Source organism: Paenibacillus sp. TY11 (assembly GCF_059772165.1).
Map to the genome: position 1 here is coordinate 50,293 of NZ_JCBAIQ010000010.1, position 23,874 is coordinate 74,166.

Below are 23,874 nucleotides of genomic sequence, written 5' to 3' on the forward strand. Positions count from 1 at the left end.
CAATGGGGGAACGGAAAAGTCACAGCAAGTCATGCATCAATTGTAATATTGGAGGAGATACCAGCATGAAACGACATATACAACAGACGCGAGCATCTCAGCGCTGGACCAAAGCGCTCATTCCGGGGCTGATCTTGCCAGGCCTATTGCTGGCAGCTTGCCAGCAGGGGGGATCAGGTGGACAGGAAAGCGAGCCGTTGAAGTCATCTACAGCGGTACAGGAGAATGTACAGCCTTCCACCCAGCCGGATGCGGGCAATGGCAGCACTAGCGATGGACAAGCCTCCACGGCTACAGGTAGCGGACAGGCTAACCCTGTGATGGCATTGCGAAGCCAGAGTGCGCTGCAAGCCACGGTTAAGGAAGAGGATGGAACAGCGGTTGTCACCAATGCGACTTCTGATACAGTCGTTGTTAACAAAAAGCGCAGCTTGCCTGTAGGCTATGTCCCGGATGATCTGGTGGAGCCGCAGGTGCCTTTTTCCTTCGACGGGCCACATGAGAAGCGGCATTTGCGCAAGGAAGCGGCAGAGGCACTGGAGAAGCTGTTCGACGGTGCAAAAAAGGACGGCATTGAGCTGCGTGCGGTATCGGGATACCGTTCCTATAAGCGTCAGGTGTCTATTTTCAACAACAATGTAAAGACAAAGGGGCAGGCATATGCCTCTAAAGTCAGCGCCGTACCGGGTACGAGTGAGCATCAGACGGGATTGTCCATTGACGTATCCAGCCCAAGCGTAGGCAATGTACTGGAGCAATCCTTCGGAGCTTCCAAGGAAGGCGAATGGCTGGAAAAACATGCACCGGAATACGGATTTATTATTCGTTATATGAAGGGTAAGGAAGATGTGACCGGCTATGTGTACGAGCCTTGGCATATCCGTTATGTGGGAATAGACATTGCGGAGGATGTAGCCCAGCAGGGGATGACGCTGGAGGAATATTTCGACGAGAACAATATCAAGCTGTAGGAGCCAAAACCAAGCCGTAATCCTGGGGATTGCGGCTTTTTGACGTATTTTTCTTCCAAATTGAACCTTTTCGAGGTAGAATCTCGTATAGTGAGCGAAGACAGAATCGCTTTGATTTGTAACAAACCTCAGGACAGAAGCGTGCAGGAAGGGAAGGGAATCATCATTTATTATTCATTAACGTATCGCGAATGGTCGGAAGACACTCAAAAGGAACTGCGTAGCCTGACACGGGAATCCGTATCGGGAGATGAGCTGTTTCTACGCAAGCTTGTAGACGCTACGCGTCTCCATGACAAACTATGGGCGCATATATCGAATGAAAGTGAGGATCATACGGATCATTCCGTCTATGTGACCGAATTTACAGGGGAACGTGCGAAGCCTTACGGTGCGTCCATCACAGACCTCGTGCTGGCAAGTGAGGGAGGTTACACTTCCACGTTCAGCGCACTTTACTGGGTATGGCATGAACCTGCGTTCCGTAGTATGGATCAGCGGGAAGGCTCGGTATTTACCTTGGAGCTAGCCCAACGGCTATTGGATCACTATACGGTGCTGGGCGGCAAAACATATGAATTTATATATTCGGTACTGGACCCTCAGCTGAAAAAGGTACATCTGTTTGTGAGGGAGGTCGATCTGTGATGGAGCATTCTTGGGAGAAAATCAAATCCAAGCCCGGATCTCGTACGCGGATGGCGGCCTTTGCCCTGATGTTGGCTGTGCCAGCCGCTCTGACGGGTTGCGGTGACGACGAATATTATGACTGCGATGAGCTCCCTGTATCGGAGCAAACGGCGTGTCGGGATTCAGGCAGCAGCGGGTATTACTATGGCGGATCGACTTATTATAGTGGAGGCTCCTCATACCATAGCAGTCGTTCTTCTTTTTCTTCTTCTTCTTCCAGCTCTTACCGCAAGAGCTCATCTTCCAGCTCACACAGCGGTTTTGGCAGCAGTGGCTCACGCAGCGGCTTTTTTTCTGGGGGTTAAGATGAGTATGCGCAAGATTCGGCAACTGCCTTATGAACATGACGAGCTTTTTAACGGTGAAATCAGCCGTATGATTCCGTATCATCGCATGTATGGCAAGTCCTATTGTTTGCCCGCATTAACGGTGTATCGGGAAAGCGAGCTGGCAGAGCTTCAGGCTGCATCTGAGTCGGTACATCGTATTTATCGCAAGGTTCAGCAATTCGTCCAGCGCTATATGCCAGATGAATATCTGGTAGAACGGTTGGGGATTCATCCGGGCTTGCTGCGTGCTGCGCGCATGGAGGCTGCGCCGGATGGGATAACCCGTCAGGACTGGATTGTGGGTGAAGCGGGTATCAAGTGCATTGAGAACAATACCGATACCCCAACCGGAATTCCCGAGGTAGCCTATCTCGAAGGGAAGCTGCTGGAGATACTGAGTAGGGGCGGAATGTCGGGGGATGACATTGCTCTACTTGGACCGTCATCTGGAATGGACGAGGCGATTCAGTCTGCTTTGACTGATTTCATTCATTTTTATAGCAATAAGGGATTAGGAACAAAGGTGTATTTCACTTGCTATGACTGGCATATCGAGGATCAGACGAATACTAAATATATCATGCGTTTATGTGAACAAGCCGGATTCGAAGTGGTTTATGCGCCTCTGGAAGAACTGGAGATTATTCCGAATGAAGGATTGTATCACCGGGGAGAGCAGATTCACATTCTCTATCGCCTGTATCCGCTGGAATATCTAATTGATGATCGGGAGGAGGATACAGGGCTTGAGGTGGGTCGGGCGCTAATGGATATGGTGGCAGACGGGAAAATAGGATTAATCAATCCACCGCAGCATATCATTACCCAGAGCAAAGGGTTCACCGCAACTGTGTGGTCACTGTATGAGCGCAATGAGCAGACACCAGAGTTCTGCGGTTTTCGTTTGTTTGACGATCGGGAGCTGGAGGTGATACGAACCTACCTGCTACCTACGTATTTTGAACCATCGGTGTTTATGCAAAATAAAGAGCCTTATGTGGCCAAAGGCATATGGGGTCGGGAGGGTAAAGGGACGCACTTGATTGAACATACTGAACCCGAGGAGAGGCTGGAAGGTGTCTCGGGAGAGGTTGAAAATGCGTCAACCCTAACAGCACAACAGGCGGAATATGTGAAGACTGACAATCCTGATCAGCTTCACCAAGCTGACGCTCCACTAACGCCTGAACAGGAGGAGGCCGCACATATTGCCGCTTATTACGAAGGACAGCCTAAGATTTATCAGCAGCTATGGCCGATGCAGAGCGCAGAGGTGCAGACCGAGGAAGGGCTATTTCACGGCTATGTGCTGACAGGAGTATTCGTGATCGGGGGACGTTTTGCGGGTATCCTGCCGCGAATCGGTGAAAAGGTAACAGGTGATATGGCCTACTATTGTGCCGCCGCCGTTGCCACCGTCCCTCCTAATCCGCCCATTGTATAAGTTGAATTAAAAAAATGTACAATATTCGAATATATCTATTCATATTCATAAGTACCATAAGGAGGAAGAAAATTGGACTCTTCTATCAGTTTGGGCAACGCATTGGGCAATGTAGGTATCGGCCTGCTTATCCTGTTTGCCATCTTAATCGTAGGTTATTTTGTGTTCAGCTTGCTGACACGTTATAACGATAATCAAGAAATCGCACGCGGCAATGAGGCGGCAGGCATCTATATGGGGGCAAAGCTGCTAGGTCTGTGTATAATCGTGGGGATGGTGTCGTACAGCAGTCATTCATGGCTCGATATGCTGACTTGGTCGGCCGTGGGTATTGTGGTGCTGTGTCTGGTCTATGTGATTTTTGATCTGTTGACGCCGCGTACCAAGGTGTGCGAGGAAATTGCCAAAGGCAATGTGGCTCTGGCACAGCTGCTGCGCTCGATCATCGTCGGGGTGTCTTTTGTGGTAGGTACATTTTTGATGTAGAAGGGATACAAAGGATCTGCAAAACCGTACAACGGAGCTGCAGATTTTTTTTTTTGTAAAATTGTATTCACTGTCCGGTATCGGTCTGTTGAGTTGAAGAATACGACAATCACTTCTGTGGAGACTATTCTACAAAGCTACGGGTGATACTGCATAGCAAAAAGGATTTTCTGCACATATCAAATCAAATTGAAGAGAAGGGAATACAGAACATATGAGTACCTCCACCTCCCAAACCAGACAAATTCGGATGGGTATCATCGGCCTGGGCCTGATCGCTGAATATCACATTAGATCACTGCATACGATCGCGGGGGTTTCCATAGTGGCTGTTAGTGATGTGAATCCAAATCGCCTTCAAGCCATCGGAGAACAATTGCAACTGCCTGCTTCCAAGCGGTATTCCCATTATGAAGCAATAATTCGTGACCCGGAGGTAGATGCGATTCTGTCGCTGACACCTAACGATGTGCATTTTGACATTATTCGTATTGCACTGGAAGAACACAAAGCTGTACTGGCGGAAAAACCGTTGACACTCACGTGGGAGGAAGCGGATCAGTTGAAAAAGCTGTATACAGCGAATCCGGTGCCTTTACTGGTTCACTACAAGCATCGCTACGGCGCGGCCTTCCAATATGTCAAGCAACTGCTGGATGAGCAAAAACTGGGCAAAATCTATAACATTCAATTCCGCTATCTGATGGATGCATTTTCGCCGTATCGTCAGCATCCGTATACATGGCGACACAATTTAGCCAAGGCAGGCTCCGGAGTAGTGGGGGATACAGCCTCACATATTATTGATTTGGCTCGTTTTCTGGTTGGTGAATTTAAAAGTGTCGCGGCGCTGCTACATACAATAACACCCGAGCGGCCTGATCCGGTCACGGGTCTGCCTGTAAAAGTGGATGTAGAAGATCTCGCTACCTTTCATGGCATCGTAGGCGATAATACCGTGGGTACCTTCATCACTCATAAAAATGCCATCGGCAAACGGCACGATATCGAAGTCGACATCTATGGAGAACTCGGTACGCTGCACGCCAGCCTCAACAACCCGGAAAGTATCCGTATCGTGCTGCGTGACCTGGAACACCCGGATGCCGAATACGAGGCTTGGGCTGTCCCTGCAATTTTTAATCATACGGCCTATGGAGATTTTATTGAGCTGGCAAGAGGAAACTCTGTGGATCGTGCCCCCTTGTTCGAGGACGGCTACAAAAACCAGTGGGTCCTTGAGAAAATACTGCAGTCCTGGAAAGAGAATGGACGTTTAGTAGACGTGTAGATGAGGAGAGTCGCTGAAATTCCAGCAATGACGAAGAGTATATATGACCCGCAAGATGGTCCCTTGAAAAGAGTGGCCCTCTTGCGGTTTGCAGTTCAATATACCCGTAAAGTAATCTTTTTCATCATTTTCGTACCGCCCTGCTTATACCACTTCAAATGAATCCTGCCTCGATCTTTTGAATAATGGTCAGCAAGATGGCAAAAAGGGATAGGACCTTCGCCTTCACACTCCTTCACCATCAATTTTGTTCCACATTCATAGCAATATTTCATTTAAGCGCCACCCTTGTATCACCATTTTAAAATTGTAAATGTTGCTTTTTACACCGTGTTTATACTGCAATACTCATCATCTTAATTCTACGATCACCATTCTGTCTACGGGCGCTTTATTTCTTCTCTTGATCTTTACCCCTTTTCTTGCTGCATTCTTGCCCGTTTAGCCCCGATCAGCCGCCAGCCTGTCAACAATGCCGCCACAAGACAGATGGATGCGGACGTCATAAAGACTACATGCATCCCTGACAGAAAAATTTCCGGGTGACCCGAAACCAATCCGGTGACCCGATAACCAGCCTCTTTACTCATGATATAAAAGAGAATGGATGTGGCCAAAGTGATCCCCACAACCATACCGACGTTGCGAACCAGCGAATTGACACTCCCGGCTGAGCCGAGCTGCGTGCGGGGTACCTTGGACATAATCAGCGAGTTGTTCGGCGATTGGAATAAACCACTGCCAATGCCTAGCATGGCAATCCACAGACCAACAAGCGGGATGGAGCTGCCTGCGTGCAGTTGGGCCAATCCAATTTGGGCTACGACCATAACCACCAGCCCGGCGAATGTGAGTAGTTCAGATCCGATTTTATCGGAAAGCGCACCGCTGAGAGGGGCCACAATAACCATCGAGATTGGGAGCAGCATTAGTAGGAACCCGGCATAAAAAGGCGACAAGTTCAGTATATTCTGCGCATAGAAAGGCGAAATGATGTTAAAGCAGAAGTTAGCGACGAACACCAGAAAAGCACACAAAATACTAAGAGAAAACAACGGATTTTTGAATAGCGCGAGCTGTAAGAGCGGCCCAGGACGACGAAGTTCCAACCGAATGAACATGGCAAAAGCAACTACAGCCACCACCAGCGAAGCAACGATACGTTTGTCTCCATATCCGACCTGCTGTCCCAGCAACAATCCGACGAACAAAGTGAGAATAAAAATAGCAAACACCAAGCTACCGGGAACGTCAATTTTATCCTTCACCTTGATCAGATCCTTCGGCAGAAGCTTCCAGCCAAGAAAGACAGCTACCAGCCCCACCGGTACATTGACCCAGAAAATGTACTGCCAGCCCAGCGAGGAGACAATAATCCCGCCCAAGCTAGGCCCGGCGATGCTGCCCAGAGAAACGAAGGTTCCGATGAGGCCAAGCGCTTTGCCCCGTTCATTGGACGGGAAGATATCTGTCACGATCCCCTGGCTGTTAGCCATGGTCATGGACGCCCCAATCGCCTGAATAATGCGGGAAATCAGCAGCATGGAGAGGGAAGAGCTAAGACCGCACAATAGGGAGCCAAGAATGAATATGATCGTGCCGATCTTGAATATTTGGATTTTACCGACGATATCCCCAAGCTTGCCAAAAAATAAAATAGCGGTACATATAGCCATTAAATAGGCGGTTGTCACCCATTCAATCTGTGCCACGGGTAAATGTAACGTGCGGGACAACACAGGAAGAGCAATATTGACGATGCTTCCATCCAAGGTGGACATAAACGTAAACAGATTCAATACAATCAAAATCAACCAACGTTTCTTCTGAATTTCGATATTCTCTTGGTACGTTGCAGCAGTTGTAGCGGTTGAACTCATAGTTAACACCTCTTCATCGTTGACAATTACCATTTAGTTGCGCGTGCAACTAAATGAACGGTTCTAGTTTACAGCATATTAGTTGCGTACGCAACAATATTATTGTAAACTTTGCTTTGGTCCCAACTGCGGATTTGTCATTTTTAAGCCAATGAGGTGTATTTGATGAGAAAAAAACCGATTGGAAAGCTAATTTCCCACCTGTACCGTCGAAATCAAAAAATACTGTCCAAAAAACTGGCTCCTTACGGAATCGGTAGTGGGGGTCAGCACAGCTTTTTAAAGCTTATTTTGCAGCGGCCGGGCATTACACAGGAACAATTGACGAATGAACTCAAATTTGATAAAGCAACCACGGCACGCTCTGTGAAACAATTGGAGGAATCAGGTTACATTGCACGGAAAACGGACCCGAATGACCGCCGTTCCCATCTTTTGTCTCCCACGACCAAGGCGTTAGAATTCGCCCCTGTCTTGCAAGGAATCTTGGACGAGTTCAACGTTAGCCTTGTCCACAACTTATCCGAAGAGGAAGAGAATCTTCTTATCGACTTACTGCAAAAGATTAGTATAGATTCTGACGAATAAACAAATCAGGAGTTAGCTAGAGAATTGCGCAGGTAAAAGAAAAAGCAGCCCTGACAGAGGATACTCTGTCAGGGCTGCTTGATGCCAGTCTGAAGAAGGTATATTGTCCGGTATAAACGGTCACTCATACTCATACTTGGACACCCATCAGGCCAGCTATGGCATACATCATTCAGTCCGCGCTAATTCCTTCGAACGCATTCATGACTAATTGTCGCATATAGGAATCGTCTAATGGATAACCGGTTACCAGCAATCGATAAAAAATCGGTCCATAAATGAGATCGATACATAATTCAATATCGAGATTTTCCTTCAATTCCCCGCACTTCATCCCCCGCTCAATTAGATGCCTGGCCTCGAGTCGCCGAGGATGGAAATATCGGGTCCGGTATGCCTCTGACAATCCTGAATCAAGTTGCCCTTCACCTATTAACTCCGTAATGATTTTACCCTCTCGACTTATTAAGAACCGTACCAAATTCGTAGCATGCATGAGAATATCGTCTAATACACAACCCGTGTCGGGCACGGGCAATCTTGCCATGGTAGCTGACAGGAAGCCATCCATCACTACGGCAGCTTTGTTAGGCCACCATTTATAAATGGTGGCTTTGCTCACTTTCGCTCGCTCAGCAATTTTTTCTACCGTAACCGCTCCAAAGCCTTGTTCCAACAGTAGATCATAGGAAGCGGTAAGGATAGATTTTTGCGTTTCCATATTACGTGGACGTCCTCTTTTACTCTGCACTGGAATGCTCACCTTCTTAACAGATATAAGTAAACACGAAAAATAAACTATACGTTCAGTATATCAAATATCGTGTGAGAATAAAAAGTTGAATTGCCTATTTACAAAACGAAACGTTCAGTATATTATTTGATTATCGAATTAATGAACTATACGTTTAGTATTTAAATTTACGAGGAGGATTATCATGCAAAGAGAACAACAAGCTGTAGAAAGTAACCGTATTTCAAATTGGATGATGTTTCTGTTAGCAGCCGCATGCGGCCTAATCGTTGCCAATCTTTACTATGCTCAAACCCTTGTAGGGCCTATCCATGTGGCTATGGGTCTTTCGTCCACTACTGCGGGCTTCATTGTCACCTTAACTCAAATCGGTTATGTTGTGGGACTGCTATTTATCGTACCGCTCAGCGACATTATTGAAAATCGACGGCTCATGGTCGTATCGTTAATCATTACAGTCGGTGCATTGCTCGCAGCCGCTTTCTCCCCCAATGCGCTGTTATTCCTGACAGCATCTTTGTTCATTGGAATCGGATCTGTGGTAGCCCAGATACTGGTTCCGTATGCCACCTATTTAGCGTCCGAAGAGCAGCGCGGTCGCGTTGTTGGGAATGTGATGAGTGGACTCTTGCTAGGAATTATGTTCGCACGACCGGTGGCAAGCTTTATAACCAGCATCTGGGGATGGCAAGCTGTATTTATTTTGTCAGCAATTGTTGTGACGCTGTTGACGGTTCTACTCTCTCGAGCTCTTCCGAAGCGCAAGCCTTCGCCTACGGTATCTTACAGTAAATTAATTTTCTCGCTAGGCACTCTTTTAAAACAAACGCCTGCATTGCGCCGCCGCGCCCTATATCAAGCCTGTCTATTTGGAGCCTTCAGCCTATTTTGGACTGTTGTTCCTCTACGATTGGCGGATGATTTCGGAATGTCTCAACAAGGTATTGCATTGTTTGCTTTAGTAGGCGTAGGCGGCGCAGTAGCTGCTCCGATTGCCGGGAGATTGGCTGATAAAGGCTGGAGCAAAGTATTAACCGGGCTAGCTATGATCATTGCAGCCTTGTCTTTTTTGCTCATCTATCTTTTTCAAAGTCATTCGACCGTTGCGCTCGTACTTCTCTTTATTTCAGCGATTACACTAGATATGGCTGTATCGGGAAATCTTGTACTTGGACAGCGTGTGATTTACTCCTTGGGAAGTGAAGCGAGAGGGCGCCTGAACGGACTTTTCATGTCTATTTTTTTCATAGGCGGAGCGATTGGATCATCATTAGGCGGTTGGTCTTATGCGTTAGGCGGTTGGAATTTCAGTTCTCTCATTGGAGTCGCCTTGCCTGTGTTAGCTTTGTTGTACTTTTTCACTGAGAAAGAAACGAGTGGAGACGTACAAAAGAAACCTTCGGCAGAATAACCATACAACAAGAACGTTAACCCCTGTTCGTCTAAGTAGTTATAGATACACATGACGAATAGGGGATGTTGTGATGAACTTACATAAACGCCCACTTGAAATACCTGCGAATTTGATCTATAATGCTGTAGCATATAGTGATATTCAAGGCATTGACCAAAGACATGATTTCCTTGAAGGGCCGTTCAGAGAGAAAAGACCAGGCTGAGAGCTTTTCCGGCAACCGCATGTGAAGTTACCCCTTTGTAGCCGTGACGTTGAACATGTAGCTGTGCAATGTGGCAGTGACATCAGTAAGCGCCTACCGATTTATCCCCGTTAACGGATACCAATGGAGGGCCACGCATGTCGTGCAAAAGCATGTTTTAATGAACATGAATGTACGCACAAGAGCGGGCCGAACTAGGGTGGAACCACGAGCTGAACGCACTCGTCCCTTGAGGGAGTGAGAGGCGTTTTTTTGCGTTCAATTTTGATATAGCACACAATTTGAATGGAGGCTTTAATCGTGAGTATTCAAGTGAAATTGCCAGATGGAGCCGTACGCGAGTACGAGCAGGGCGTAACCATCGCCGACGTGGCGGGTTCAATCAGCTCCGGACTGAAAAAGAACGCAGTAGCAGGTAAAGTGAATGGGAAGGCTGTGGATCTGAATACCGTTCTGGATCAGGACAGCGACCTTGAAATTATTACGCTGGACGGTGCGGACGGTCTGGAAATTTATCGTCACAGTACAGCGCATTTGCTGGCACAGGCTCTCAAACGCATTTACGGTGAGAAAAACGTGAAGCTGGGTATTGGTCCGGTCATTGACAGCGGCTTCTACTATGACATTGATATCGAAAACCCATTGTCCGTTGACGACCTGGCAAAGATCGAGAAGGAAATGACGAAAATCGCACAGGAAAATCTGCCGATTACACGTCGTGTGGTCAGCCGTGAGGAAGCAACTCGTATTTTTGGAGAGATGGAAGATCCATTGAAGCTGGAACTGATTCGTGATTTGCCGGAGGATGCGGAAATTACGATCTATGATCAAGGCGAATTTTTTGACCTGTGTCGTGGTCCGCATTTGCCATCTACTGGCCGCATCAAAGCTTTTAAACTGCTGAGCGTAGCGGGTGCATACTGGAGAGGCGATTCCAACAACAAGATGCTGCAACGTATCTACGGAACAGCATTCCCGAAAAAAGCGCAACTGGATGAGCACCTGCACTTGCTGGAGGAAGCGAAAAAACGCGACCATCGCAAGCTGGGTAAAGAGCTGGAACTGTTCATGTTCTCCGAAGAAGCACCGGGCATGCCGTTCTACCTGCCTAAAGGTATGGTTGTCCGTACTGCGTTGGAAGATTACTCCCGTGACATTCAACGTCTGCATGGCTATGAGGAAGTACGTACACCGCTGATGATGAACAACCGTCTGTGGGAGCAATCGGGACACTATGAGCATTACAAGGAAAACATGTACTTCTCCGAAGTAGATGAAACTACATTTGCTCTGAAACCGATGAACTGCCCAGGGCATATGCTTGTGTTTAAAAATGAGCTTCATTCTTACCGCGATCTGCCGATTCGTATATCCGAATTTGGACAAGTGCATCGCCATGAGCTGTCCGGTGCGTTGAACGGTATGATGCGTGTTCGTACATTCTGTCAGGATGATGCGCATATTTTCGTCACACCAGGTCAGATTGAACAAGAGATTACGGACGTAATTAAGCTGATTAACGAAATGTATAGTGTGTTTGGCTTTGACTTCACAGTGGAGTTGTCCACACGTCCAGATGACTTTATGGGCGAGCCAGCGCTGTGGGATCAAGCGGAACAAGCTCTGCAAAACGTGCTGGATCACCTGGGCATCAACTACCGTATTAATGCGGGAGATGGGGCATTTTATGGTCCGAAAATTGACTTCCACATTCTCGATGCGCTCAAACGCAGCTGGCAATGCGGAACGATCCAATTGGACTTCCAAATGCCTGAGAAATTCGACCTCACTTATGTGGGCGAGGACAACCAAAAGCACCGTCCAGTCGTTATTCACCGTGCCATCTACGGTTCGATTGACCGCTTCATGGGCATCCTGACTGAGCATTTTACAGGTGCATTCCCATTGTGGTTGGCTCCTGTTCATGCGAAGCTGTTGCCTGTATCCGAGAACTATATCGAGACTGCCAATGAGGTGCAGGAAGCGTTGCTGAAAGCGGGTCTGCGCGTCGAAGTGGACACTCGCAATGAGAAGCTTGGTTATAAAATCCGTGAAGCGCAATTGGAGAAAGTTCCATACATGTTCGTTATCGGGGAAAATGAAAAAACAACCGGTACTGTAGCGGTGCGCAAACGGGGCGAAGGCGATCTGGGATCACTCAGCATTGCGGACATCGTTGAGAAAATCAGCACAGAGATTCGCGAGAAGCAATAATATTCGATTACAAGAATGTGCAAAAGAGCCATCAAAACCATGATCAAAGTGGTTTTGGTGGCTCTTTATTTATACCAAACACTTAAGTTTCCAGGGGGAGACTAAACCAAAGTTTTTGCAGCTCAACTGAATGCCTAAGTTATCCTGTACACGAATACCTAGCAGGTTTGCGGCCGGGAAGCGGCGTGATCCGTGGGGAGGGAGAGTGTCTTCGAAGACGCCTCCGTAGATCGTTTCGCCGAGGATTCCTCCAGATCCTGATCCTCACTGAGTGATAAAATTTCGCCGCGAAGCTTCAGCATTTTCTGATCCAGCTCATAGGTTGCACGTGCAGCTTCGGTCAATCCATTAACGACATGCTCAGGCACTTTCTTATCGAACTTATAATACAAAATATGCTCCATACTGGCCCAGAAATCCATAGCCAATGTGCGCAGCTGAATTTCAACCTTGATCCAGCGTGTGCCCTCAAACAGGATCAGCGGAATTTCCACAATGACATGTAGGCTCTGATAGCCGTTGGGCTTAGGATGGGCTATATAGTCCTTGACCTCCAGAATACGAATGTCTTCCCGTGTGTGAAGATGGTCCATCAGACGATAAATATCTTTGACAAAGGCGCATACCACGCGCATTCCCGCGATATCATGAATTTCACGCAATATATTGTCCAAGGTGACTTCATGCCCTTTGCGCCGGACCTTTTCCACGATGCTGTGGGGCTCTTTGATCCGGGTTTTAATATGCTCAATCGGGCTAAAACCGTCTAATAGCTTCCATTCCGTCTGGATCAGCTTAATTTTGTTCTTTAATTCCTCCAGAGCCAGCTGATAAAGGACGGGAATCTTCCTCCACTCCTCTAATTGCTTGGCGTCAACACTGTTCTGATCCAGCTGCAGCTGAAATTCCTGTAAGGGCAATGGGACAGCATTCAAGTGCTTCCAATTCGGTTCATTCACAGGGCATTCTCCTCAATGAGGCTTACGATGTCCTCGATCTATTTCGTCAATATACATTACCGTATATATTGTACACTATGTCAAAACCTACAGGCAAAGGAGAGACGGTCAAAGAAAGGGGAAATAGGAGAAGAATTATTGTGGTAAAACCTAGTAATCCGATGTATAATTGCAAAAATGCTGATTTGACGCATTTAATTTTTTTAAAAATAGTACAAATGTAGAGTAGCCGTCATTAGAATAAATATATAAATTACAGAAAAGAGGGTAAGAAAAATGGCAAAAGTAGAAAGTTTTCAATTAGATCACACGATTGTAAAGGCACCTTATGTAAGAGCAGCCGGAGTAGAGCATGACGAAAAAGGAAGCACGGTACAAAAGTATGACTTGAGATTTTTGCAACCGAATGAAGACGCACTTCCGACAGCCGCTGTACATACGCTGGAGCACTTATTAGCGACGTATCTTAGAGATGAAATCAAAGGAATTATTGATATTTCTCCTATGGGATGCAGAACGGGGTTCTACTTGATTTTATGGAATGAACATGAGCCTGAGGAAATTGCACTCGTTTTGGAAAAAACCTTGAAAAGAATTCTGGAAACGACAGAGATTCCGGCTGTTACTGCTTTGGAATGCGGGAACTACAAGGACCATTCTCTTTTTTCAGCGCAGGAATATGTGAAGATTGTATTAGAGGCTGGCATTAGCCGCGATCCTTTCGAAAGAGTATTTTAAAATCTATGATTTCGATTGACCTATCTCTTCCGACAGCGGTAGTGACAGGCGGCAAGTCAGGTATAGGCAAGGGGATTGGTAGAGCTTTTCATTAAAAGCGGAGCTAAAGTGATTTCTGCTGATATCTCTTATGAAGAGCCATATAGAGTAGTCAATCCACAGTGGGTTGAAACGCAATTGGATATATCCAAGCCGGATGATATCGAAAGATGGTGCAATGTACTATTCAGCGAAGCGGGAGTTCCTGATATATTGGTGAACTGCGCTGGCACTTCTACGATGGATTATGTCATTGACTCCGAATTAGCCGACTGGGAAAAAGTATTTTCGATCAATTCAACCGGATTGTATGTAGCGTCCAAACGTTTTGCCAAAGAAATGGTGGATGCACATAAACCAGGGCGAATTATACAGATTGCCTCGCAGGCTGGAAAAAATGGTTATCGGGCCATGGGTGGATATTGTGCCTCCAAACATGCGGTTCTTGGCTTGACCAAGGTGATGGCCATTGAGCTTGCTGCGCATAACATTTTGGTCAACGCCGTATGTCCCGGTATTGTAGAAACACCGATGAAACATCGTGAACGGATTGAAGGGGGCATCATTCGCGGAATGACTGCTCAAGAAATATACGAGGAAGATTGTTCGCAGGAACCTTTGGGGAGAACGGCCGAGGTGGAGGATATCGCCAATGTGGTATTGTTCCTGGCAAGTCCGCTCTCCGCATATATGACAGGACAAGCGATTAATGTTACAGGCGGAATGACGATGCACTAGCATACTAGCATGATCTGGGGGGGAATATAAGTGAAGAAATCATTCGCTGTACTATTAGGAATTAGTTTATTATTGGTAGCCGCAGGATGCGGTAATAAAAGTACTGAAAGTAACGGCTCCAGCTCCGCTTCCGGTTCGGAAACGCAAAAAGTAGTTATCGGCTCCATGGGCTCTGACGCCCAGATATGGAGACATATTGCCGATTCTCAGGCAGCCAAGGATGCCAAGCTGGACATCCAGGTGAAAGAAATTAACGGTGGAATCGAAACGAACAATGCGACCAGGGATGCGATGTGGACGTGAATGCATTCCAATCGTGGGCGTATCTGGTGAGCTACAACAAAGAGAGCAAAGCCGATTTGAAGGCTATAGCCACAACCTATCTGGAGCCTATCGGAATCTATTCACAAAAATTTAAAAGCATTGGTGAAGTGACCGACGGGGCTGTGGTGGCTTTGGCAGATAACCCGGCCAATACAGCAAGAGGCTTGAAGCTGTTGGAAGCATCTGGTCTAATTAAACTTAAAGCTGACTTTGATAATGCCCTGGGTACAGTCAATGATATTACCAGCAATCCCAAACACCTGAAATTTGAATTGATCGACGATAAAACAGGACCACGTGTCATTCAAGATGTGGGCTTGGTATTGATCGGGAATACGATTGCTTTAGAGGGTGGCCTGAATGTGCTGAAAGATTCCTTGTTCCACGAAGAAATCAGTCAGGCGACCAAGAACAATATTAACATCCTGGTTACTACATCCGATAAGGAAAATGACAAAGGACTGCAAAAATTAGCGGCTCTCTACCATAACGAGGATACTCAAAAATACATTAAAGATGAATTTGGCGGCACCAAAATAGAGGTTAAAGAGCCTGTTTCTTATTTGGAAGGACAAACTACAAAATGAGTAAAAGCATAGTTCAAACCATGGTTATCATGGTTTGAACTATTTTTGTTGTGAAAATAAAGTTGTAGACTGACCGATGGTATTAAGCTAACGGGCAGGTTAGTTTAACTCCAGAAATAAGAAAAGGGAACAAGCGTTCTTTACATATATTATATATGAGTATATAATCAAAACGAAACGGAGATCTGGTGTGCTTGTTAAAGCAATGTAGATTTTTCTTTAGTACAAGCACATTATAAATAGCTCAATTGGAGGAGTCTGTATGCCATATTGTAAAGTCAAGAATGCCAATATATATTACGAAGAAATTGGTAAAGGCAAACCGATTATAATGATTCATGGTTTTACACCAGATCATCGGTTAATGAGTGGGTGTATGGAACCGATATTTGAAGATATCCCCGGTTGGCGTCGTATCTATCTTGACCTGCCTGGAATGGGACAAACAAAGGATTATGATCAAATATGTAATTCAGATGATATGCTGGAAGCAGTTATAAATTTTATTGAAACTCTTGTCCCAAACCAAGATTATCTCATAGCAGGCGAATCATACGGTGGATATATTACAAGAGGAATAATTAATAGACATAAAGATCGTATTGGTGGAGCTGCACTGATTTGTCCATTAATTATTCCTGAACACAAAAGAAGAATACTTCCTGAGCATTTTGTTGTTCATTGTGATCGCGAGTTTATGGACACCTTAAGTGAAGAGCAAATAAGTGATTTTAGCGCAAATCAGGTCGTTCTCAATGAATATAATTGGAAAAGGTATTCTGAAGAGATAGTGGCAGGTTGTAAGATCGCTGACTACGATTTTCTTAGCAAGATTCAAAGCAACTATGCATTTTCCACCAATATAGATGAATTAGTTTTCGATAAACCAACAGTATTTACTCTTGGGCGACAAGATGCAGTCGTTGGTTACATAGATGCTTTCAGAATTTTAGACAATTATCCTAGAGCAACCTTTGCTGTTCTAGATCGAGCAGGCCATAATCTTCAGATTGAACAGGCTCTATTATTTGAGTCACTTATGCGTGAGTGGCTTGAAAGAGTAACAGAGTTTGGATTTTAGTTGTATATTAATCCATTGAACTAACGGGTACGATAGTTCAACTTCACTTGCTGCTATGACGAGAACCGGATTCCCCTGTAAGGGTCCGGTTTTTTTCTGCAACGCATTGCTTAGCGTACGATTTTTTCCGTTTCGTGAGGTGACCCCTATATCGTGAGTACCATCGGGAATTCTCCAGCTACACGATATTTTTCATTCGCGCCATTTCTATTGCTTCTTCACGGTTGTTGACGCCGAGTTTCGAGTAGAGAATCGAGCAGTAATTGCGGATCGTTCCCTCCGATAAAAATAGCTTGGCGGCGATCGATTTGTAGCGCAGTCCGCTCGACAGATGCTCCAGAATCTCCATCTCGCGTTTCGTAAGCCCGTACGGGTAGTTTCCCTGACTTGAACCGATTCTCTCCAACTGCTCACGTTGACGCTTCATCTCTTCAAAAACTCGCGTAGCGACCGATTGGTCGATCCAGGTTCCTCCATTATAAATAAGTTTCAAGGCTTCCTTCATCTCCCGCGGATGAATCGACTTCAGCATGTAGCCTTCTGCCCCGCGCTCCAATGCAGTTGCTGCCTGCAAGGAATCCTTAAACGTTGTCATGAATACAACCTTCATATCAGGCCATCGTTGTTTCATCTCAACTAAAGCTTCAATCCCGCCCATTCCCTGCATACGAATATCCATTAGCACAATATCTGGTTGGGAGCGATCACAATGTTCTAATGCTTCGCGCCCGTCCCTGGCTGTACCAACGACGTTAAAATCAGCATGTTGATCCAAAATTTGCTTCAAGCTGTCGGTAATGATCACCTGGTCATCAACGATCAGCAGGCGAATCGCATCATGTACAGGCTCTGTCTGCAACGGAATATTACATATGACGAAAGTTCCTTGTCCTGACTCGGAATGCACGGACACCGTGCCGTGAAATAGTTCAAGTCGTTCCTTCATTCCATTGAGCCCAAATCCAAATTGGATTTCTTCCATTCCGATGCCGTTATCTTCGATCTGTAATCGAAGCTGCTGACTATTGAAATGTAACTGAACGGATATTACGCTCGCCTTGCCGTGCCGAACCGCGTTGGTTAGAGACTCTTGAAGGCAACGATATAAACAAATGTTTATTTTTTGCATAACGAGAGTCTCACTGCCGATCACACGGAATTTGACCGTTATACCTGTTGACTTCATAAAATCTTCAGTTAGTTGCCGCAGCGATTCACTTAACGAATGGTTCAACGGAGTATGAGAGAGCTGATGCAGATGCTTTCGGATATCAACCAGACTGTGTTGGGCGATTCCGACAAGCGAATCGATCCTCTCTATTTGCGCATCTGGTACGGACGATCGCAGTGATTGGACGCCGACGATGAGCGAGGTAAGCGTATGGCCAATCGTGTCATTCAGCTCATGTGACAGCCGGCTGCGCTCCTCCATCAGCGTAAGTTCCTCAATCCGCTTAATATGCTGCTCCAGCAACAGCTTTTGCTCTTGAATAATTCGGGCTTGCTTATGGGACTGAATTAAAATATTAAACGCGAAGCCGATGGCAAAACCAAGGCTGCAGCTAACGATAAACTCATACGGGAGACGATCAGCAATCCAACCGTTCAATACCGGGAATACGATTCCGCTAAGGATACCTGTCCACACATAGGTTCTTCGACTGCTCGTCAAGCCGATGGTTATCACGAGTAAAACAAAAGACCAAAGCAATCCCGGGGCTGCGTAGGCTAAATAAAGATAAAAAAAGCCCGTTACCGTGACTTCGATTGTGAGATACCAGTCTTCTTTCCTATAGAGGATGATTAATGGAACGAGATAAACGACGAAAGCGAGAGAAAGTACAACCCAAAGCGACACAACGGTCAATGACGGATCGACAAAACCAGCGCTTGCGATAATGACCAGCCAAAGCGTTCGTATGGCCACAAGTATCCAATCATACCAGAACCTTTTTTTCATTATCGAGAACACGAATTACGCACACCTTCTTATATTTTTTTGCAAACCAATTTCCGAATGATTCAGACCTATCATGCAATATAACTTCCCGATCCGTCAAGCGAAAGAGGGTGGGGTAACAGCGGTTAGAAACGTAGCTTAGCAAGCACGTCATATAAGACAGTTGACAGTTTGTCATGCGGTATATGTGACAGGTCCAAGTACGATGTCATCAAAGCTTGGCGGTTTTATCACTGTTCGATTTAACAATATCGGAGGTAAGGTGAGGGGGTAAAGCAGAACAACATTCTAAAATAATAGGAGCGATTGCGTTATAAAATCATTCACCATTCAAAAAGGAGTGGCACTTACTTTAATAGCTATATTGGCGGGTACACTGGCTTATGGAACTGTCCACGCAGAGGGTCAGACGGCAAGAAATCGCCCCTTACGAAACATCGAAGATCAGAATTAGTATATGGCAGATTTTCAATACCATTCCGACCTATTTGCTACTCTGATACTTACCTTACCAAAGTTTGAGTGTTTCCTTAAACTGTTAAACAAAAAGGGGGATGGGGGATATTTGGATACTGACAGTAAAAGAATACTGTCGGCTTCCTTATGGAAGCGTATAGGCTACCGGCTTTATCGATATGTGTTGCTGACCGATACCGGCACATAGTTCACAACGCTGATCAAAAAGTTTACCGCCGCTCCTTATACCATGCCTCTCTGGCAATAGACGCAGAACTGAACGAATTGTTTAGCTTCGGCCGTAAGAGGGCGACGAATCCTTAGGTTGCAGGGTTTGTTGAAGAAGATGTCTATGAGGGGACTTTCCGTCATTTTCCCGGCACGTGCTGCACACTGCTTCAATTGAAGGTTTCCGATCAGCATCGTACCGATGTGATTCGGATCATCCGGACTTTTCAGAAGGAGAAGCCATCCTATCAGTATTACCTGATTTGATTGTTAGTAGTACAAATGAATCTCAACTAGCATGTAACGAAATTATTTTTGGTCGCACTTATATATCAAATTAAACTTGAGCGATCAGCGATGTGCATCAAATTGGGTGACGGCCCCCCCAACCCCAAACGAAATTAACCTTTTCTTAAGAATTTCTTTACGTTTAATTATGCTTTGTTTTTCATACTTAATCATAGACAGTAGGCAACCGGATGTATCCGGCCCCGCCTCAAGACGGGCCACCAACCAGTACCTCAGCCCGTATGCTCTTTTGGTTAAATCCTCTATCATAAAGTTAACAGAAATAAGGAATTCACATAGAAATATTATTTCAGTTTGACAATTTCAATGAAATTTGTCGATTAAAATAAGAATGAGGGATGGTTGGATCAATGTTGCTTCGTTTACGCAAATCTTCAATGCAGGCGGTCTGGATGGTGTGGGAAAGAGGGTTCGATTGGATTTCACGCTTTCGCGGCTCGCATACATCGCACTTTGGAATTTGCAAAGTCATGATTAAGAAACACCGAGGGGAGAGCATCGTCTGTGCGGACTCCACCATCATCGATAAAGGCGATCTGGTCGGGGAACTTCATCTCAATAATGAAACGATTCTGATGCTGATCAAATCCGAAGACTCAGACCGCGCGGCGCTCATGACGGCCCGGCTTACACGGAAATCCATGCAGCAGATCAGCGAGGCATTCGCAAGTCAGCCGGAGTTCAGAGAGGTGAAGGCGTTAGTCGGCATTACGCTGCTTCATCGTGGTTTGACACATGGTCTTGGTTTCGAACAACAACCGTTGAAGTCCGATCTGTTCCAACGCATTACAACGGCTTATCTACGATTATTGTTATCCGTCATGCACCCTGAAGGCAAGAAGCGGATTGGCCGCAAGACCGAACAATTGATACCGATGATGCTGATTCACTCCCGCAGCTCGCTGAGGAACCGATTTATGACGATGAAGAGACAGTCCGTTTCAAAGGAGTTATGTCTACCCAAATCAAGCTCCAATTAATTAAAACAAAAGAAACTAAGAGCGTGGTGAGTAAGTTCCTGGAGGGCGGTATGGAGTTGGAACACAGCGATTGGAAACCCATACCACCCGGAGGCAACCTATTTTTCATCATGCTCTGTAACAAAGGCGGGATAGGCATTCATGGATAAAATTATGGAATTTTTACAGAACTTCGGAGCGACGGGACTTTTTATTCACGCTATGCTCGATGCGATTATCTTCCCCATCCCGGCGTTCTTCCTGCAGCTTTCTTTAAGCGCGGTGCAACCGGAGTCGGCTTTATGGCTCGCTACGGTTGGCTTTGCCGGAAGCCTGCTTGGGACACCGATCGGTTATGGGATCGGCAAGGTGTCGGGAAAGCATGTTTTGGGCAGTGTAATGAAGAAAAAATGGCTGGATTCGGCAAGCGACTTATTTGCCCGCCGCGGCGAGGCCGCAATCCTGATCGGATCGTTCACTCCGATCCCGTTTAAAATATTTACGATTTTATCCGGATGCATGAATTATCCGTTATGGAAGCTGCTCAGCTATGCGGCCATTGGCCGGGCGGTGAAGTTTTATGTAGTCGGTTTTCTCTTCTATATATATGGCCGCGCGGCAGAGAATATGGTGAACCAAGTTCTCACGATTATGCTGGTGGGCGTTGGTGTAGCGATTGCGGCAATATGGTTCTTGATACGGAAGCTGTCTGAGTGGAGGAAGATAAGGGATGAACATCAACCGATCGAAAAAACAGGGAACGGAGGCGGAAAGCAGGATGCAGTGGATAAGGCGAATTGATCAAACGATGTTCTTCTGGTGCAACCATCGGCTGAGTAGTCGGGCCCTGGACCGATTGTTCGGATGGATTACCCATTTGGGCGGAGCTTTGTTTACCATCATTTGCGCAGTGTCCTTGGCATGGTTCGCCGAGGGGGAGTTCAGCAGAATCGGGCTGCAAAGCTTGATCGCACTGGTCGTTAGCCATATCGTTGCTGTCCTGATCAAGAGAAAGGTGCGCAGAGACCGGCCTTTCCGCAAGCTGGAGCAGGTAAAGGTAGGCAAATTCCCGTTGAAGGATTATTCCTTCCCATCCGGCCATACAACCGCTATTTTCGCCCTGGTTACACCTTTTATGTTGGCCTCATCGCCGGCAATTATGCTTATCTTGATTGGTCTGGCCTTGTTGGTGGCCATATCCCGGGTTTATTGGGGCTATCACTATCCAATCGATTGTGTGGCTGGTGGGATGGTCGGATTCCTAACGGCAGTGCTGGTTGTTTTGTTCTTGCATAGTTAAATTTCACGAAGGAGGCGATTGTTGATGAATAGCATGAAACGGGAAAAGCTGCTGATTCTGTCCGGCGCGCTCGGGGATGGACATATGCAGGCGGCCAAGGCGATTTTGGAGGCATCGGTGCTGTACAAACTGGGAGTAGAGGTGGTCGACTTTATGCAATGGATCCATCCCCGCATGCATGTGGTTGAACGGTATTGCTTCCTGCAATGGGTGAAGCATTTTCCCTCCTCATACGGATATATGTATCAGAAGACCCGGACGGACAGTACACTTACTTTCTTCCTGAAGCATTTTCTCACGACCAGCCTGCAGCGGCTGCTTAAACTTCTGAATGAGGAACAGCCGACGTTGATTGTCAGCACGTTCCCGCTGGCATCAGCCGCCATTTCCTTGCTTAAGGAAAAAGGGATGACGGATCTGCCTGCGGCAACAGTCATTACCGACCATTCCGATCACAGCTATTGGATACATCCGTTTACGGATCTGTATCTGGTTGGCTCCGAAGGCGTGCATGCAGCTCTGCAGAGAAAAGGCGTTGCTGACCACAAAATTGCTGTAACGGGCATCCCTGTTCGCCCATCCTACAGTCAGACCGACAATAAAGACCGGTTGCGCGAGAAGCTGGCCTTGGCTCTTAACGCCTTTGTCGTGCTGGTGATGGGCGGCGGCTGCGGGATTATCGATAAATCCTTCATCGAGCAAATGCAATCTGACTCTTTTCCCCCTAACGTGCAATTTGTCATCGTATGCGGACGCAATGTGAAGCTGCTGAACCGCCTGCATGAAGCGTTGGGAGACAGGGATAACGTCATGCTGACAGGCTTCCTGGAGGGAATCCATGAATGGATGGCGTCCGCAGACGTATTGATTACCAAGCCGGGCGGACTGACGACCTCCGAAGCGCTGGCGCTTCAGCTTCCCATGCTGCTGCTGGAGCCACGGCTGGGGCAGGAAAAGGATAATGCCGATTATTTGATTCAAGCGGGAGTAGCGTATCTATGTCAGATTGACAATTTGCAGGATCAGCTTCAGCGGCTGGTTCAACAGCCTTCCCTATTGGAAGAAATGAGGGAGAAAGCAGGGCTGTGCAGACAGCAGGATTCCGCCAGACATGCGGTCATGCAAATTCTGAGCATGCAGAGAGATACACAGGAAGAAAAATGGGTTTGCTCCTTGCAGCAGTATGCTTAAGCTTAATTTTCACTAAGGGGGATAAAGACGTTGCTTGTTAAATATTTGTTGATTGGGCTCATAGGCTTCATCAGTCTGTATATGCTAATTCCTAGTTTTTTGCCACGAATGATCAGATTTGGAGCCTTTCGTAAGGGAACGACCAAGAACCAGGTAGCGTTCACGTTCGACGATGGGCCGCATCCGAGGTATACACCGGAATTATTGGATTTATTGCAGGATTATCAAGTGAAGGCCACATTCTTCGTGCTTGGCTCGCAGGCGGAACTGCACCCGGATCTGATCAGAAGAATGGATCGTGAAGGTCATCAGATTGGAATCCACAATTACGATCACACCTCCAATTGGCTGATGCTTCCCTGGACGGTGCGGCGTGATCATATGAAACGGACCGCAGATATTATTGAATCCATAATTGGAAAAAGGCCGGATCACTATCGTCCGCCATGGGGGCTCATGAACGCTTTCGATTTCTTTCATCCCAAATCGTACCGCATCGTACTCTGGTCCTTGAAGGCGGGGGACTGGCGCAGTAGAAGCTGCCGCAAGAAGCTGAAGGCAACGCTGCTGAGCGGAATTACGGACGGATCTGTTATTTTGCTGCATGACAGCGGAGATTCGCCGGGAGCGGACCGTCACGCGCCATATTTTATGCTTCGGGCTCTGGAGGAAGTACTGCATCAATTACAGGGACGCAACTTGCAATTCGTTCGTCTAGATGAAATGGCTTGACAAATGA

Annotated in this window: 22 protein-coding genes and 1 pseudogene; 19 read left to right on the top strand and 4 right to left on the bottom strand. The window is 46.6% G+C overall.

Annotation, left to right across the window (positions count from 1 at the left end):
• The first annotated feature begins 65 nt into the window (after window positions 1–65).
• The 6 genes from AC6EJC_RS13070 (at window position 66) to AC6EJC_RS13095 (ending at window position 5,211) form a co-directional block, all read left to right on the top strand.
• Window positions 66–971: a M15 family metallopeptidase gene (locus AC6EJC_RS13070; RefSeq protein WP_444954324.1), complete on the top strand. Its 906-nt coding sequence runs from the start codon at window positions 66–68 to the stop codon at window positions 969–971.
• Between the two features lie 90 nt (window positions 972–1,061).
• Window positions 1,062–1,619 carry a hypothetical protein gene (locus AC6EJC_RS13075; RefSeq protein ID WP_444954325.1) on the top strand — a complete coding sequence of 186 codons (558 nt, stop codon included), beginning with the start codon at window positions 1,062–1,064 and terminating at the stop codon, window positions 1,617–1,619.
• Entirely contained in the window at window positions 1,619–1,966 is a 348-nt protein-coding gene (locus AC6EJC_RS13080; protein ID WP_444954468.1) for a hypothetical protein, read from the top strand. The genes AC6EJC_RS13075 and AC6EJC_RS13080 overlap by 1 nt, the downstream gene beginning before the upstream one ends.
• 1 nt (window position 1,967) lies before the next feature.
• Window positions 1,968–3,434 carry a glutathionylspermidine synthase family protein gene (locus AC6EJC_RS13085; RefSeq protein ID WP_444954326.1) on the top strand — a complete coding sequence of 489 codons (1,467 nt, stop codon included), beginning with the start codon at window positions 1,968–1,970 and terminating at the stop codon, window positions 3,432–3,434.
• 72 nt (window positions 3,435–3,506) lie between these two features.
• A complete protein-coding gene (locus tag AC6EJC_RS13090) occupies window positions 3,507–3,920 on the top strand; it encodes a DUF350 domain-containing protein (RefSeq protein WP_444954327.1) in 414 nt (137 codons plus the stop codon).
• A 214-nt stretch (window positions 3,921–4,134) separates the two neighbouring features.
• A complete protein-coding gene (locus AC6EJC_RS13095) occupies window positions 4,135–5,211 on the top strand; it encodes a Gfo/Idh/MocA family protein (protein WP_444954328.1) in 1,077 nt (358 codons plus the stop codon).
• Window positions 5,212–5,621: 410 nt separating this feature from the next.
• On the opposite strand, the gene AC6EJC_RS13100 is transcribed toward AC6EJC_RS13095, so the two are convergent.
• A complete protein-coding gene (locus AC6EJC_RS13100; RefSeq protein WP_444954329.1) occupies window positions 5,622–7,091 on the bottom strand; it encodes an MFS transporter in 1,470 nt (489 codons plus the stop codon).
• A gap of 165 nt (window positions 7,092–7,256) precedes the next feature.
• Between AC6EJC_RS13100 and AC6EJC_RS13105 the strand changes: the two genes are divergently transcribed.
• Window positions 7,257–7,679: a MarR family winged helix-turn-helix transcriptional regulator gene (locus AC6EJC_RS13105; protein ID WP_444954330.1), complete on the top strand. Its 423-nt coding sequence runs from the start codon at window positions 7,257–7,259 to the stop codon at window positions 7,677–7,679.
• Window positions 7,680–7,851: 172 nt separating this feature from the next.
• On the opposite strand, the gene AC6EJC_RS13110 is transcribed toward AC6EJC_RS13105, so the two are convergent.
• A complete protein-coding gene (locus tag AC6EJC_RS13110) occupies window positions 7,852–8,430 on the bottom strand; it encodes a TetR/AcrR family transcriptional regulator (protein WP_444954331.1) in 579 nt (192 codons plus the stop codon).
• 187 nt (window positions 8,431–8,617) lie between these two features.
• On the opposite strand from AC6EJC_RS13110, the gene AC6EJC_RS13115 reads away from it, so the two are divergent.
• The 3 genes from AC6EJC_RS13115 to thrS all read left to right on the top strand — a co-directional run bounded on the left by AC6EJC_RS13115 (window position 8,618) and on the right by thrS (window position 12,266).
• Window positions 8,618–9,844 (top strand): MFS transporter, encoded by a 1,227-nt coding sequence (locus AC6EJC_RS13115; protein WP_444954332.1) that lies wholly within the window; start codon window positions 8,618–8,620, stop codon window positions 9,842–9,844.
• A 73-nt stretch (window positions 9,845–9,917) separates the two neighbouring features.
• The gene (locus AC6EJC_RS13120; RefSeq protein WP_444954333.1) at window positions 9,918–10,052 is read left to right on the top strand and encodes a hypothetical protein; all 135 of its coding nucleotides are present in this window, start codon (window positions 9,918–9,920) and stop codon (window positions 10,050–10,052) included.
• A 300-nt stretch (window positions 10,053–10,352) separates the two neighbouring features.
• On the top strand, window positions 10,353–12,266 hold the full coding sequence (gene thrS / locus AC6EJC_RS13125) for a threonine--tRNA ligase (protein ID WP_444954334.1): 1,914 nt from the start codon (window positions 10,353–10,355) through the stop codon (window positions 12,264–12,266).
• A gap of 158 nt (window positions 12,267–12,424) precedes the next feature.
• Here thrS and AC6EJC_RS13130 read toward each other — a convergent pair whose 3' ends face one another.
• Window positions 12,425–13,225, bottom strand: coding sequence for a GTP pyrophosphokinase (locus AC6EJC_RS13130; RefSeq protein ID WP_444954335.1), 801 nt, complete (start codon window positions 13,223–13,225; stop codon window positions 12,425–12,427).
• A gap of 276 nt (window positions 13,226–13,501) precedes the next feature.
• Here AC6EJC_RS13130 and AC6EJC_RS13135 point away from each other — a divergent pair, with 276 nt between their 5' ends.
• From AC6EJC_RS13135 to AC6EJC_RS13150, 4 genes and pseudogenes are all read left to right on the top strand, one after another.
• Window positions 13,502–13,963, top strand: coding sequence for an S-ribosylhomocysteine lyase (locus AC6EJC_RS13135; RefSeq protein WP_444954336.1), 462 nt, complete (start codon window positions 13,502–13,504; stop codon window positions 13,961–13,963).
• A gap of 75 nt (window positions 13,964–14,038) precedes the next feature.
• A complete protein-coding gene (locus tag AC6EJC_RS13140) occupies window positions 14,039–14,740 on the top strand; it encodes an SDR family NAD(P)-dependent oxidoreductase (RefSeq protein ID WP_444954337.1) in 702 nt (233 codons plus the stop codon).
• A 30-nt stretch (window positions 14,741–14,770) separates the two neighbouring features.
• A pseudogene (locus AC6EJC_RS13145) lies at window positions 14,771–15,651 on the top strand (MetQ/NlpA family ABC transporter substrate-binding protein).
• Between the two features lie 262 nt (window positions 15,652–15,913).
• Window positions 15,914–16,732 carry an alpha/beta fold hydrolase gene (locus tag AC6EJC_RS13150; protein WP_226000989.1) on the top strand — a complete coding sequence of 273 codons (819 nt, stop codon included), beginning with the start codon at window positions 15,914–15,916 and terminating at the stop codon, window positions 16,730–16,732.
• 178 nt (window positions 16,733–16,910) lie between these two features.
• Here AC6EJC_RS13150 and AC6EJC_RS13155 read toward each other — a convergent pair whose 3' ends face one another.
• The gene (locus tag AC6EJC_RS13155) at window positions 16,911–18,704 is read right to left on the bottom strand and encodes a response regulator (protein ID WP_444954338.1); all 1,794 of its coding nucleotides are present in this window, start codon (window positions 18,702–18,704) and stop codon (window positions 16,911–16,913) included.
• Between the two features lie 1,331 nt (window positions 18,705–20,035).
• On the opposite strand from AC6EJC_RS13155, the gene AC6EJC_RS13160 reads away from it, so the two are divergent.
• The 5 genes from AC6EJC_RS13160 to AC6EJC_RS13180 all read left to right on the top strand — a co-directional run bounded on the left by AC6EJC_RS13160 (window position 20,036) and on the right by AC6EJC_RS13180 (window position 23,867).
• Entirely contained in the window at window positions 20,036–20,665 is a 630-nt protein-coding gene (locus tag AC6EJC_RS13160) for a YkoP family protein (protein ID WP_444954339.1), read from the top strand.
• Between the two features lie 141 nt (window positions 20,666–20,806).
• Complete coding sequence (locus AC6EJC_RS13165) at window positions 20,807–21,445, top strand: YqaA family protein (RefSeq protein ID WP_413232181.1); 639 nt, start codon at window positions 20,807–20,809, stop codon at window positions 21,443–21,445.
• The gene (locus AC6EJC_RS13170) at window positions 21,423–21,944 is read left to right on the top strand and encodes a phosphatase PAP2 family protein (RefSeq protein ID WP_444954340.1); all 522 of its coding nucleotides are present in this window, start codon (window positions 21,423–21,425) and stop codon (window positions 21,942–21,944) included. Before AC6EJC_RS13165 ends, AC6EJC_RS13170 begins: the two co-directional genes overlap by 23 nt.
• Window positions 21,945–21,968: 24 nt before the next feature.
• Window positions 21,969–23,135: an MGDG synthase family glycosyltransferase gene (locus AC6EJC_RS13175; protein ID WP_444954341.1), complete on the top strand. Its 1,167-nt coding sequence runs from the start codon at window positions 21,969–21,971 to the stop codon at window positions 23,133–23,135.
• Window positions 23,136–23,165: 30 nt separating this feature from the next.
• Window positions 23,166–23,867 (top strand): polysaccharide deacetylase family protein, encoded by a 702-nt coding sequence (locus AC6EJC_RS13180; RefSeq protein ID WP_444954342.1) that lies wholly within the window; start codon window positions 23,166–23,168, stop codon window positions 23,865–23,867.
• Window positions 23,868–23,874: the final 7 nt, after the last annotated feature.